The 12,788-nt window shown below is 73.4% G+C and carries 14 protein-coding genes; 9 read left to right on the top strand and 5 right to left on the bottom strand.

Annotation, left to right across the window (positions count from 1 at the left end; translation table 11 throughout):
- Positions 1-19: 19 nt before the first annotated feature.
- Genes ACWCSU_RS22740 through ACWCSU_RS22725 form a run of 4 tightly spaced genes read right to left on the bottom strand, consistent with a single transcriptional unit; the run spans position 20 to position 3,481 of the window.
- Complete coding sequence (locus ACWCSU_RS22740) at positions 20-1,084, bottom strand: FAD-dependent oxidoreductase (protein WP_364088220.1); 1,065 nt, start codon at positions 1,082-1,084, stop codon at positions 20-22.
- A gap of 59 nt (positions 1,085-1,143) precedes the next feature.
- Entirely contained in the window at positions 1,144-1,938 is a 795-nt protein-coding gene (locus tag ACWCSU_RS22735; protein WP_449937258.1) for a phosphotransferase enzyme family protein, read from the bottom strand.
- A gap of 44 nt (positions 1,939-1,982) precedes the next feature.
- Positions 1,983-2,711, bottom strand: coding sequence for a hypothetical protein (locus ACWCSU_RS22730; protein WP_357704668.1), 729 nt, complete (start codon positions 2,709-2,711; stop codon positions 1,983-1,985).
- A 2-nt stretch (positions 2,712-2,713) separates the two neighbouring features.
- A complete protein-coding gene (locus tag ACWCSU_RS22725) occupies positions 2,714-3,481 on the bottom strand; it encodes a bestrophin-like domain (protein ID WP_357704666.1) in 768 nt (255 codons plus the stop codon).
- 257 nt (positions 3,482-3,738) lie between these two features.
- Between ACWCSU_RS22725 and ACWCSU_RS22720 the strand changes: the two genes are divergently transcribed.
- Positions 3,739-4,080 (top strand): hypothetical protein, encoded by a 342-nt coding sequence (locus ACWCSU_RS22720; RefSeq protein WP_364088211.1) that lies wholly within the window; start codon positions 3,739-3,741, stop codon positions 4,078-4,080.
- A gap of 24 nt (positions 4,081-4,104) precedes the next feature.
- Here the strand turns inward: ACWCSU_RS22720 and ACWCSU_RS22715 are convergent, their stop codons facing one another.
- Positions 4,105-4,656, bottom strand: a complete 552-nt coding sequence (locus ACWCSU_RS22715) for an Lrp/AsnC family transcriptional regulator (protein ID WP_357704662.1) — start codon at positions 4,654-4,656, stop codon at positions 4,105-4,107.
- Here ACWCSU_RS22715 and ACWCSU_RS22710 point away from each other — a divergent pair, their 5' ends adjacent.
- The 8 genes from ACWCSU_RS22710 to ACWCSU_RS22675 all read left to right on the top strand — a co-directional run bounded on the left by ACWCSU_RS22710 (position 4,657) and on the right by ACWCSU_RS22675 (position 12,734).
- Complete coding sequence (locus tag ACWCSU_RS22710) at positions 4,657-4,785, top strand: hypothetical protein (protein WP_449937252.1); 129 nt, start codon at positions 4,657-4,659, stop codon at positions 4,783-4,785. It abuts the gene before it with no gap.
- Between the two features lie 63 nt (positions 4,786-4,848).
- Entirely contained in the window at positions 4,849-6,429 is a 1,581-nt protein-coding gene (locus ACWCSU_RS22705) for an ABC transporter substrate-binding protein (RefSeq protein WP_364088209.1), read from the top strand.
- A gap of 12 nt (positions 6,430-6,441) precedes the next feature.
- On the top strand, positions 6,442-7,572 hold the full coding sequence (locus tag ACWCSU_RS22700; protein WP_357704656.1) for an ABC transporter permease: 1,131 nt from the start codon (positions 6,442-6,444) through the stop codon (positions 7,570-7,572).
- Entirely contained in the window at positions 7,569-8,429 is an 861-nt protein-coding gene (locus tag ACWCSU_RS22695) for an ABC transporter permease (protein ID WP_352328927.1), read from the top strand. The genes ACWCSU_RS22700 and ACWCSU_RS22695 overlap by 4 nt, the downstream gene beginning before the upstream one ends.
- Positions 8,426-9,208, top strand: coding sequence for an ABC transporter ATP-binding protein (locus ACWCSU_RS22690; protein WP_357704654.1), 783 nt, complete (start codon positions 8,426-8,428; stop codon positions 9,206-9,208). Before ACWCSU_RS22695 ends, ACWCSU_RS22690 begins: the two co-directional genes overlap by 4 nt.
- Positions 9,208-10,110 (top strand): ABC transporter ATP-binding protein, encoded by a 903-nt coding sequence (locus tag ACWCSU_RS22685; protein WP_397041325.1) that lies wholly within the window; start codon positions 9,208-9,210, stop codon positions 10,108-10,110. The genes ACWCSU_RS22690 and ACWCSU_RS22685 overlap by 1 nt, the downstream gene beginning before the upstream one ends.
- Positions 10,107-11,111: a M24 family metallopeptidase gene (locus tag ACWCSU_RS22680; RefSeq protein ID WP_449937246.1), complete on the top strand. Its 1,005-nt coding sequence runs from the start codon at positions 10,107-10,109 to the stop codon at positions 11,109-11,111. Before ACWCSU_RS22685 ends, ACWCSU_RS22680 begins: the two co-directional genes overlap by 4 nt.
- A gap of 45 nt (positions 11,112-11,156) precedes the next feature.
- Positions 11,157-12,734 (top strand): Na+/H+ antiporter, encoded by a 1,578-nt coding sequence (locus ACWCSU_RS22675; RefSeq protein ID WP_449937244.1) that lies wholly within the window; start codon positions 11,157-11,159, stop codon positions 12,732-12,734.
- The last annotated feature ends 54 nt before the right edge of the window (positions 12,735-12,788 follow it).

Raw genomic sequence — 12,788 nt, 5'->3', positions numbered from 1 at the left:
CGCCTGAGGGAGCGAGGGTTCAGGCCGCCGGGAGGGCGGGGCGGGAGGCTAGCAGCGCCCGAATGTTGCGGGCGGCGGTGCGGCCGGCGCGGTTGGCGCCGACCGTGCTGGCCGACGGCCCGTAGCCGACGAGTTGCAGCCGCGGCTCCCTGACGACCCGCGTCCCGTCCACCTTGACGCCGCCGCCCGGCTCCCGCAGGCGCAGCGGCGCGAGGTGGTCGAGCGCCGACCGGAAGCCGGTAGCCCACACGACGACGTCCGCGGCCTGTCGCCGCCCGTCCGCCCACTCCACGCCGTACGGGGTGAGGCGGCCGAACATCGGCAGCCGCTCCAGCGCCCCCTTGGCCAGCGCCTGGCGCACGACGACGCTGTAGCCGAGCCCGGTGACGCCGACCACGCTCTGCGGCGGCAACCCGGCCCGTACCCGCGCCTCCACCAGGGCGACGGCCTCCCGGCGGGCGTCCTCGCCGAAGTCGCCGTCCCTGAAGACCGGCGGGCGGCGGGTGACCCAGACGGTCTGCGCCGCGACGTCGGCCACCTCCGACAACACGTGCATCGCCGAGGCCCCGCCCCCGACCACGACCACCCGCCGGCCCGCGAACGCCTCCGGCCCGCGATAGCCCGCGTAGTGCAGCTGCTCGCCCAGGAAGCCCGCGGCCCCCGGGTAGTACGGCCAGTACGGCCGGGTCCAGGTGCCGGTCGCGTTGACCACGGCCCCGGCCGCCCACTCCCCCGCGTCCGCCGCCACGACCAGCCGCCCGCCCTCACCCTCCCGTACGGCCGTCACCTTGACCGGCCGCAGGACCTCCAGCCCCACCCGCCGCTCGTAGTCGCCGTAGTACTCCGGGACGACCTCCGCCGCGGGCCGGTCACCGGCCGCCTCCAGGCCGCCCGGCGCGCCGGGCAGGTCGAAGACGCCGTGCACCTTGCCCATGGTCAGCGACGGCGACCGGTGCCGCCACGCTCCCCCGGGCCCCTGCGCCGCGTCGAGCACCAGCGTCTCGATCCCGAACCGCCGCAGGAAGTACGCACTGGACAGACCCGCCTGCCCGGCGCCGATCACCACAACCTCGGTCGTCTCCACGATCGACTGCAACCCCGCGCGACGCCCCGCTCTTCCCACCCCGGCCCGGGAGCCGGCGCCTACCGGGGACGCGGCTCCGTGAGCGCTTCGGCGAACAGGGCGCGGTGGCGCAGGACGTGCTCGCGGTCCACGCCGTACAGGACGTCGTCGCCGCGGGCGAGGTGCGCGGCGAAGGCCCGGTCGCCCGCCGCCGCCCGTTCGCGCATGTGCCGGACGAGGTGGTCCAGCCGTTCGGCGGCGACGGCGGGCAGCGCCGGACGGTCGCCCTCGGCCAGGGCGTAGGCGTCGGCGAACAGCCGCAGCCGGCGCGCCTGCTCAGCCACCGGACCGGCCCCTTCGTGCCGCGGGTCGCCCAGCGGGACGAAGCGGTAGGCGGCGTAGGCCACGTCCCACAGGCGCGGCCCCGGATGGGCGGTGTCGAAGTCGATCAGGGCCACCGGCCGCCCGTCGCGGAACACGCAGTTGTACGGCGCGACGTCACCGTGGCAGATCACCTCGGCGGGTTCGCGCGGCGGGAAGTACCAGGTGGCCGCGCCGTCGAGCGGGAAGTCCTCGGTGGCGTCGTGGTAGCCGCGCAGCAGCCGGGCGACGGCGCCGAGTGCCGCGTCGGACCGGGCGTAGCCGGGCAACGGATCATTGGGCACCTCGCCGGGGACGAAGTCGACCACCTCCCGGCCCTGGGCGTCGATCCCGTGCCCGGCCGGCGCGCCCGTGAAGCCGCGGGCGGCCAGGTGGCCGAGCAGCGCGTGCACGGCCGGTGTCCAGGGACCGGTCGGGCGGCGCACGGTGGCGCCCACCCGCACCACCAGGTTGACGCCGCCGCCGGTCAGCAACTCCTCGTCGCGCTCGCTCACGCCCGCCAGTCTCGCACCCCGGCGACGACGCCCGGCGTGACCGGTCAGCGCACCCTGAACGCGACCGCGGTCGTGGAGGCGATCGCCGTGACGAGGACCACCATGATCAGGACCGTGCCGAGCGGGTTCTTGCGTCGCGGCACAGCCTGGATCTGCGCGATCCGCCTGCGCGCCGCGACCCTCGGGGTCGGCGTGGGCGTCGGCGTCACCTTCGGGGAGGGCACCGGCACCATGCGTACCGGCCGAGGGGTGTGCCGAGGCACCGGACGCGGCGTGGAAGGCGGCACCGGCCGCGACGACCGAGGCGGCGGCGAAGGGGACGGCGGCGGGGGCGGCTTCGGGGACGGCGGCGGCGGGGACGGGCGCACATGGCAGTCGCCCACCTCCACACCGCCGCCCGGCCCGGACACACACACCGAGTCGGGGCCGATCGACACGTGCGGCACGGAGACGCCGGTCGTCGGCGCAGGACCGCCGGACCGCGTCGACGCCGACCCCCGTGGCCTCGGACCGTCGCCGATGCGCACGCCCGGCACCGACACCACCGGTCGCGGATCATCCCAGATCGCCACGCCCGGCACCGACACCACCGGCTCGGGACGCTCGTCGCTCACCGGCGACCCGTGGATCGTGATCCCCGGCTCCGGGACGTGCGGCGGACGTGCGTGCACGGTGCCGGGGGCCGGGGGTTGCAGGTCGGCCGCCGCCGGGCCGGCCGCGCCGGCGGCGAGCAGAGCGGCGGCCAGCAGCAGCGGCGCGCGCCTGGCGCCCACGGTCACATTCCCCCGGCGATGCGGGAGAACTCCTGCAGCGCGCCCTGGAACGCCTGCGGCCCGACCGCCAGCGGCCCGGCGAAGGCGTGGGCGATGTCCCAGGTCAGGTAGGTGCCGAAGCCGAGCATCGCGGCCATCGCCAGCAGCGGCAGCACCGCCAGGCCACGCGGCCGGGCGCCGGCCAGGTAGGGGAAGACGATGACCAGCAGGCCGGTGAGCACGGTCAGGAACAGCAGCCCTTGGGGCGGGGTGGCGGCGGCGTCCATGGAGCGCTGGGAACGGGCGGCGGCGATCGCGGCGACGCGTTCGAGCACGGCGTCACGGGCGTCCTTGTCGTCGTCGGTCTTGGTGACGACGGCGCTGACCCGGCTGCGCATGGCGTCGAGTCTGGCGGCGCCGACTGGGTCCATCCGGCCCTCGGCCATCAGCGGCCACTCGTCCCTGACCACGAAGGTGACGTAGTCGCGCAGCGCGGTGCGGACCGTCTGGGGGGCCGTGCCGGGCAGGTCGGCCGCGGCCCAGTAGGCGTCGATCGCGGCCTGGCCCTCGGCCTGGGCGTTCTGGCGGGCGGCGTCGGCGGTGGTCCAGGGCACGATGATCGCGATCGCGAACACCAGCAGGAACAGCGCCGACAACATGGACCCCGCATGACCGGCCGAGACCCCGTCGGGCTCGGCGTCGTCGCTGCCCTTCTTCGTGAGCCGGAACACCAGCGCGGTGAGCGCCACCACGCCCACGGCCGCCACGATCGAGAGCGTGTACGCCAGCATGAAGATCTCCCAAACCTTCTCGAATACACAGTGTTACATGACTATCACACTATGCAACGCTGGCGTCAGCTACCGGCAGGTAAAGTCGCGGGCGGGCGCGCGGGGCCACCGCCGTACGCCACCCGAGGTCGAGAACCTGCTCGCACGGCGGTCCCGGGCAGGGCCGGCGCTGGACGGATCGTTGATCATGACCGGCCGTTCTGACCAAACGTCCAGCCGGTCGGTGATGATCCGGGAAAACGGTGACTATGGACGGCGTGAATCTCAACGGCCGTAAATTCGTGATGGTGAGCTCGACGGCGAGCGCGGTGGACCCCGACAGCCCGACGGAGTTCCTGTACTGGGAGGCCGACGGCGTGGTGTGGGGCAGCTACACGGGCGACACCGTGACCCACGGCCGCTTCGTCGGGACGCGCGACGGCGCCGACGTCTCCATCTCCTACGCGCACGCGCTCAAGGCCGGCGGCAAGGCCGGCGGCCAGAGCAGCAGCCGCGTCGAGCAGGGCGAGGACGGGCTGCTGCGTCTGGTGGAGGAGTTCCGGTTCGACGGCGACGACACGCTGCACGTCAGCGTGTGCGCCGAGGTCGCGTCCTCCTGACGCCTCCTGGGGGGCGGGCGGGTCTCAGCCGTCCTTGCGCAGGGCGGCGCGTCCCTCGGCGGCTCCGACGAACCGCATCTTGCCGAGCGGAACGTCGCCCTGCGTCTCCTGCGGCGTCCGCCGGACGGGACGGGAGGCGTCCCGGTCGGACGGCAGCACGTACGGCCGTCTGAGCACTTCGTCCAGGATGAACACGGTCTCGGTGGCCTTGACCGCCGGGATGTTGGCCAGGCGGTCGGTCACCATGCTGTGCACGGCGGCCACGTCGGAGACCCGTACCTGGATCATGGCGTCGTGCTGGCCGGTGGTGATCGCGCAGTACTCGACCTCGGGCATCCGGGCCAGTTCGGCCCTGAACTGCTTCCACATCTGCTGGCGCACGGTCACGAAGATCAGCGCGGTGATGCCGAGCCCGGCCCGCACGTGGTCGATCTCCGCGGTGAAGCGCTTGATCGCGCCGTCGGCGCGCAGCGCCTCGAAACGCGTGTAGGCGTTCGCGCGGGAGATGCCCACCCGTTCGGCCAGCGCGGCGACCGAGATCCTGCCGTTCTCGCGCAGGACCTCAAGGATCTTCATGTGGACGTCGTCCAGTTCGAGACCGATGCCGATCCGTCCAGGCTGACCGCTACCGCTGGCACCATTTCTGGAAATATCACTCATCATTACACCTCGACCATTTATATCCGTCTCACGGACCGCACATGACCTGGACGTTCTGCCGGACAATCCTCGACAACCTTCTCCCGAACGTCCAATTTGGAGGACCCCATGGCGACCCGCTCGCAGACGGCGGCAGTGCTGCTCGCCGGTGCGCTCGCCCTTGCCGCCTGCGGAAGCGGCGGCACCTCGCAGACCCCGGCGGCCTCCGGTGGCGGTGGGAAGACGCTCGTCATCGACACGTCGTTCGACCTCAAGACGGCCGACCCCGGCCGCACCTACGAGCCGACCGGGCTCATCGTCGGCAAGGCCGTCTACGAGACGCTGCTGACCTTCGACGGCGCCGACGTGACCAAGCCGGTCCCGGCGCTGGCCGAGTCCTACGAGCTGAGCGAGGACGGCAAGACGCTGACGCTCAAGCTCAAGAAGGGCCCCACCTTCGCCGACGGCTCGCCGATCACCGCCGACGACGTGGTGTTCTCGCTCAACCGCGTGCGCGACATGAAGGGCACCCCGTCGTTCCTGCTGGACGGCGTCGAGGTGGCCAAGACCGACGACTCGACGATCACGCTGACGTCGAAGGCGCCGAACCCGGCGCTGCCCTACATCCTGCCGAACCCGGCGCTGGGCATCCTCAACAGCAAGGTCGCCAAGGAGCACGGCGCGACGGCCGACGCCCAGGACAAGGCCGAGCAGTACCTGAACTCGTCCTCGGCGGGCTCCGGGCCGTACACGATCGAGGCGTTCAACGTGAGCAGCCAGGTCACGCTCAAGGCGAACCCGAAGTACTACGGCACCAAGCCGGCCTACGACAAGGTCGTGATCCGCAACGTCGAGGCCGCCACGCAGAAGCTGAACGTGCAGCGCGGCGACAGCCAGGTGGCGCTGAACCTGTCCGGTGACCAGGTCACCAACATGCCCTCCACCCTGCAGGTCAAGAAGACCGCCTCGGCGAACGTCATCTTCCTGCTGGCCAACCAGGACTCGGGCGTCAGCAAGACCACGCCGAACGCCAAGTTCGTCGAGGCCGTGCGCAAGGGCGTGGACTACGCGGGCCTGCTGGAGCTGGCCGGCGAGGGCTCGACGCAGGCGCCGGGCATCATCCCGTCGCAGCTGCTCGGCGCACTGCCGCCGGAGCAGGCCCCCAAGCGGGACGTCGAGGGCGCCAAGGCGGCCCTGGCGGCCAGCGGCGTGTCGAACCCGACCGTCAAGCTGGAGTTCCCGAGCGAGCTGACCGTCAACGGCCTGTCGTTCCAGCCGCTGGCCGAGCGCATCCAGGCCAACCTCAAGGAGGTCGGCATCACGGTGGACCTCCAGCCCGCACCGGTGACGACCGCGCTGGACAACTACCGCAACGGCAAGGAGGAAATGGGCCTGTGGTACTGGGGCCCCGACTACCCGGACCCGAGCGACTACCTGGCGTTCGCGCCGGGCAAGACCGTGGGCCTGCGGGCCGGCTGGAAGGAAGGCGCGGCCAAGGAGATCGAGGCCGCCGCTGACAAGGCCGCGACCGCGATCGGCGACGAGCCGCGCAAGACGGCCTACGCCGACCTGCAGACCAAGCTCAACGCCTCCGGTCCGTTCGTGCCGCTGATCCAGCCGAGCCAGAACATCGTGTCGGCCGCGTCCGTGACGGGCCTGGAGTACCACCCGGTCTGGACCGTGGACGTCGCCGACCTCGGCGCGAAGTAAGGAGACCGGCAGGTGTCCGACAACCAGGGCGCGGCGGGCTCGCCGCCGCGCCCCGGCGCCGGCTCCCCGGGCGGCTCTCCGGCAGGGACGGCCGCCACGGCGGCGCCGCGGCGGCGGGGAGTGCCTCCGCTGGCGCGCTTCCTCGTCCGGCGCATCCTCATCGCCGTGCTGCTGGCCTGGGGCATCACGCTCGTCACGTTCCTGCTGACCAACCTGGTGCCCGGCGACCCCGTGGCCGCCAACCTGGGCCAGCGGGCGCTGGGCGACCCGGCCATCGTGGCGCAGTGGCGGTCCGAGCACGGCCTGGACAAGCCGCTGTGGCAGCAGTACGGGCTCTATCTGCAGGGCCTGGTCCAGGGCGACCTGGGCACCAGCCAGCAGAGCCACCGTCCGGTCAGCCAGGATCTGGCCGAGTTCGTCCCGGCGACGCTGGAGCTGGCGGGCGCGGCGATCCTGATCTCGCTGGTGCTGGGCGTGGCCTTCGGCGTGATCGCCGCGCTGCGCCGGGACCGGCTGTCCGACCACGTGCTGCGGCTGGTCAGCCTGATCGGCATCTCGGTGCCGACGTTCTGGCTGGCGCTGGTGGCGTTCTACGTGTTCTTCTTCCGGCTGCAGATCACGCCGGGCAGCGGGCGCGTGGACGCGGCGCTCGGCTCGGCGCCGGCGGTGACCGGGCTGCAGACGATCGACGCGCTGCTGGCGGGCCGGTGGGACATCTTCACCTCGGCCGTCGGCCATCTGATCACGCCGGCGCTGGTGCTGGCGCTGTACACGATCGGCCTGCTGACCCGCTTCACCCGTTCGGCGGTGCTGGAGGTGCTGGGTCAGGACTACGTCCGCGCGGCCCGCGCCAAGGGGCTGCCGGGCCGGGTGATCCTGTTCCGGTACGTGCTGCGTTCGGCGCTGGTGCCGATCATCACCGTGGCCGGTCTGGCCTTCGGCAGCCTGCTGTCGGGCACCGTCCTGGTCGAGGCGATCTTCGCCTGGCCTGGTGTCGGCCAGTACGCCTACAAGAGCGCCACCAGCCTCGACCTGCCCGCCGTGATGGGCGTCGGCCTGGTCGTGGGCGTGGTCTACCTGGTCATCAACCTGATCGTGGACGTGCTGTACGGCGTCATCGATCCCCGAGTGAGGCTGCAATGAGAGGCAAGGGGCTGCTGGGCAGGCTGCCCGAGGCGTGGCGGCAGCCGCTGGCCGTCGCGGGCGCCGTCCTGGCCGTGGCCTGGCTGGTGATCGCGCTGGCCGCGCCGTGGCTGGCGCCGCACGACCCGCTGGCCCAGGACCTGCCGCGGCTGGCGCCTCCGGGCCCCGGCCACTGGTTCGGCACCGACCAGCTCGGGCGCGACATCCTGAGCCGCGTCATGTACGGCGCGCGGGTGTCGATCCCGCTGACGTTGCTGCTGGTCGTGCTGTCGGTGCTGGTCGGCGGCCTGCTGGGGGCGTGCGCCGGGTACTTCGGCAAGTGGGTCGGCGAGACGATCATGCGGATCGCGGATCTGGTGTTCGCGTTCCCGACCGTGATCCTGGCCATGGTGGTGGCCGCGGCGCTGGGCGCGAGCCTGGGCAACGCGGTGCTGGCCGTGCTGGTGGTGGCCTGGCCCGCCTACGCCCGCGTCACCCGCGGGCTGGTGCTGGGCGTGCGCGAGCGGGAGTTCGTGCTGAGCGGGCGGCTGCTGGGCTTCTCGGTGTGGCGTTCGCTGCGGGTGGACGTGCTGCCGAACGTGACCGGCCCGATCCTGGTGCTGGCCACGCTCGACATCGGCACGGCGCTGCTGCTGCTGTCCGGCCTGTCGTTCCTGGGCCTGGGGGCCAAGCCGCCCTCGCCCGAGTGGGGCGCGATGGTGGCCTCCGGCGTCGAGGTGTTCGACAGCTGGTGGGTGGCGACGTTCCCGGGCCTGGCGATCCTGACCGTGGTGCTGGCGTTCAACTTCCTCGGCGACACGCTGCGGGACGCGCTCGACCCGCGGACGGCCCGCGCGATCAAGGAGCGTGCGTTGTGACGCTGGACATCACCGACCTGAAGGTGTCGATCGGCGGCAAGGAGATCCTGCGCGGCGTCGACCTGAAGCTGGCCGCCGGGCGCGTGCACGGCCTGGCCGGCGAGAGCGGGTCGGGCAAGACGATGACGGGCCTGGCCGTCCTGGGGCTGCTGCCGCACGGCGCGCGGGTCTCGGGCCGGATCGGGCTCGGCGAGCGGGACCTGCTCACGCTGCCGCCCAAGGAGCTCAACCAGGTGCGCGGCGGCGAGGTCGCCATGGTGTTCCAGGACCCGGCGACCAGCCTGCACCCGATGCTCACGATCGGCCGGCAGCTCACCGAGCACATGCGGCACCACCTCGGCCTGGGCAAGGCCGAGGCGAAGGCGCGGGCGGTCGAGCTGCTGGGCAAGGTGCGCATCCCGGGCGCCGAGGAGGCGTACGGGCGTTTCCCGCACCAGTTCTCCGGCGGCATGCGGCAGCGCATCGCGATCGCCGTCGCGCTGGCCTGCTCGCCGAAGGTGCTGATCGCCGACGAGCCGACGACGGCGCTGGACGTGACCGTGCAGGCGGGCGTGCTGCGGCTGCTGCGCGGGCTCTGCGACGAGCTGGGCCTGGCCGTGCTGCTGGTCACGCACGACCTGGGCGTGATGTCGGCGGTCGCGGACGAGGTGAGCGTGATGAAGGACGGCCTGGTCGTGGAGACCGGGCCGCGCGGGCGGGTGCTGCGCGACCCCGAGCACCCCTACACGCGCGCGCTGCTGGACTCGCTTCCTGATTCTGCTTCGGACGTGGAGGGCTGATGCTGGACATCGAGGACCTGGTCGTCGAGCACCGCTCCCCCGGGCGTCCGGTGGTGCGGGCGGTGGCCGGGGCGAGCCTGTCCGTACGGGCGGGCGAGGTCGTGGGCCTGGTCGGCGAGTCGGGGTGCGGCAAGTCCACCCTGGCGCGGGCGGTCTGCGGGCTGAACCCGGTCACGCACGGGTCGATCGCGTTCGAGGGGCAGCAGGTCACGCCGCTCGGCCTGCGGCGCAGGAAGCTGACCGGCATCCAGATGGTGTTCCAGGACCCGTACGCGTCGCTGAACCCGCGGCGCCGGGTGGGCGACCAGATCGCCGACGGCCTGCGCACCGCGAACGACACCGCCACCGACCCGGCCGACCTGCTGGAACGGGTGGGCCTGCCGCGCGCCTTCGCGGGGCGGCATCCGCACGAGTTCTCCGGCGGCCAGCGGCAGCGCATCGCGATCGCCAGGGCGCTGGCGGCCCGGCCGCGGCTGCTCATCGGCGACGAGCCGATCTCGGCGCTGGACGCCTCCGCGCAGGCGCAGGTGGCCCGGCTGATGCGCGACCTCGCGGTGGACTCGGGGGCCGGGCTGCTGTTCATCAGCCACGACCTGTCGGTGGTGCGGCTGATCGCCGACCGGATCGCCGTCATGTACCTCGGCAAGATCGTCGAGGTGGGCGGGACGGCCGAGGTGTGGGACGACCCGAAGCACCCGTACACCAGGGCGTTGCTGGGGGCCATCCCCAAGCCGGACGGGATGGGCGTGCTGCCCGCCGAGCTGGCCGGGGACGTGCCGGACCCGGCGAACCCGCCGGGCGGCTGCCGGTTCAACCCGCGTTGCCCGCTGGTGATGGAGGTGTGCCGCGAGAAGGAGCCGGACTTCGGTCCGGTCGCCTGCTGGCTGCACGAGCCGGCGTGAGCCGGGGCCACGCCGCGCGGGTGGCGGCCGTGCGGCGGGCGATGGCCGCGGAGGGCATCGACGTGCTGGTGCTGCGGCCGTCGCCTGACTTCCGGTTCCTCAGCGCCTCCCGCGCCTGGCCGGACGGCGGCGCCGGGGAGGGCGTGTTCCTCGTGGTGACGGCCGACGCGGTCGTCGAGACCCGCGATCCGGCGGGGCTGGTGCCCGCCTCCGCGCGCCGGGTGGGGGTGGACCCGGAGATGCGGGCGGGCGAGCTGTTCCGGCTGGCGATCGCCGCCGAGCTGGTGCCCGCCTCCGCGGTGCTGGCGCCGCTGCGGCTGCGCAAGGACCCCGCCGAACTGGCGGCGCTCGGCCGGGCGGTCGCGGCGGCGGAGTCGGTGCTCGCGCAGGCGGGCGAGCTGGCCTGGTTCGGCGCGACCGAGCGGGCGATGGCGCGCCGGCTGCGGCTGCTGGCGCTGGAGTCGGGCTGCGAGGAGGTGATCTCGCTGCGCGTGTCGGCGGGCGAGCACACCGCGCGGCCCGCGCACGTCCCGGGCGGGCGGGTGATCAATCCGGGTGACGCGCTGCTGGTGTCGCTGTGCGGGCGCTGGGACGGCTACTGCGCCGAGGTCGGCCGGGTGTTCGCGGTGGCCGAGCCGCCGGAGGACTACGAGGCGATGTACTCGGTGGTGCTGGCCGCCCACCGCGCGGCCCTGTCGGCGCTGCGGCCGTCCGTCCCGTTCGCGGAGCTGGCCAGGACGGTGAACGAGGTCATCGACGCCAGCGGGTACGGCCGCTTCGCCTCCCTGCACGTGGGCCGCGGGGTGGGCCTGGGGCACGACGAGGGGCCGCGGGCGGGCGAGGAGGCGGTGTTCGCCCCGGGGATGACGTTCTGCCTGGAACCGGCCATCTACGTGCCCGACCTGTTCGGCGCCCGGGTGGCCGACGTGGTGGCCTGCACGGCCGCCGAGCCGGTGCCGCTGGGCACGAGCCCGCACACCCTGCACGTCCTCGACCGCTGAGGCGGCCCCGCATACGCTGGGTGACGACGATCACCGGGGGGCGTCGTGGACCAGTTCGTGCTGCTCATGCTGGTGCTGCTGGGCGCGCTGATCACGGTTCCGCTGGGTGAGCGGCTGGGGCTGCCCGCGCCGGTGCTGATGACGCTGCTGGGCATCGTCATGGCGGTGCTGCCGTTCGTGCCGAACGTGGACATCCCGCCGGGCATCGTGCTGCCGTTGCTGCTGCCGCCGTTGTTGTACGCGGCAGTGCGGCGTACGTCGTGGCGGCAGTTCGCGGCGAACTGGCAGCCGATCTTCCTGCTCGCGGTGGCGCTGGTCTTCGTGACGACGGCGGCCGTGGCGGCCACGGCGCACGCGCTCGTCCCCGGCCTGCCGCTGGCGGCGGCGGTGGCGCTGGGCGCGCTGGTGGCGCCGCCCGATCCGGTGGCGGCCACGGCGGTGGCCGGGCGGCTGGGCCTGCCGCGGCGCATGGTGTCGCTGCTGGAGGGCGAGGGCCTGTTCAACGACGTGACCGCGATCGTGCTCTACCACGTGGCGGTCGCGGCGGTCGTCACCGGCGTGTTCTCCTGGCCGGGCGCGCTGGGCGAGTTCGTGCTGTCGGCGGTGGTGGCCGTGGCGGCGGGGTTCGCGCTGGGCTGGGCGGCCGGGCGGCTGATGGCGCTGCTGGGCGACGCGACGTTGCAGGTGGGGTTGTCGCTGGTGGTGCCGTTCGTGAGCTACGCGGTGGCCGACGAGCTGGGCGGGTCGGGCGTGCTGGCCGTGCTGACCACCGCCTTCTACCTCAGCGACCGCATGTCGGACGCCGACGACGTGTTCGGCCGCTTCGCCTCGGCGACGTTCTGGCAGGTGGTGGACACGCTGGTGACGGGGATCGCGTTCGGGCTGATCGGGCTGGAGCTGCACACCGTGTTCGGCACGGTCCACGGGCGGTTCGGGGAGGTGCTGTGGTGGAGCGCCGCCGTGGTGGTCGTCGTCGTGGGCGTGCGGCTGCTGTGGCTGCTGCCGGCGGCGTGGGTGGCCAAGAAGGGGCGGCGCGAGGACACCGAGGTGCCGATGAGCTGGCGCGAGACCGTCGTGATGTGGTGGGCCGGCATGCGCGGCGTGGCGTCGGTGGCGCTGGCGCTGGCCATCCCGCTGCGGACCCACGACGGTCAGCCGTTCCCGCAGCGGCCGGTGATCGTGTTCATCGCGTTCGCGGTCATCCTGGTGACGCTGGTGGTGCAGGGGCTGTCGCTGCCGTGGCTGGTGACGCGGCTCGGCGTCAAGGCCGACACGGCGGCCGAACGCGACCTGGAGAAGCGCCTGGCCGTCCGGGCCGCCCACGCGGCCAAGCGGCGGCTGCGGGAGATCGACGAGGCCGAGGACCTGCCCGAGGACGTCGTCGAGCTGCTGGGCAGGCGCATGATGGACCTCGGGCTGCGGATCAGTCCCGAGGCCGCCGACGACGAGCGGCGCGAGGCGTTCGAGCAGCGGGCGCAGCGGGCGCGGCTGGTCCGGCGGGTGCAGGAGGAGATGATGTCGGCCGCCCGGCAGGCCGTGCTGGACGCCCGCCGCGACCCGCGGGCCGACCCCCAGGTGGTCTCCCGGGTGCTGCGCGCCCTCGACGCCAGGAGCCTGCGCTGACCAGCGCGGATCCGTCCCGGACGGCGTTGACGGTGTGTGATCGGGGGGCGCGGA

The sequence above is a fragment of the Nonomuraea sp. NPDC001699 genome (assembly GCF_053596455.1).
The sequence above is the reverse complement of the archived record's forward strand: the minus strand, read 5'-3'. Positions and strand labels throughout refer to the sequence as shown.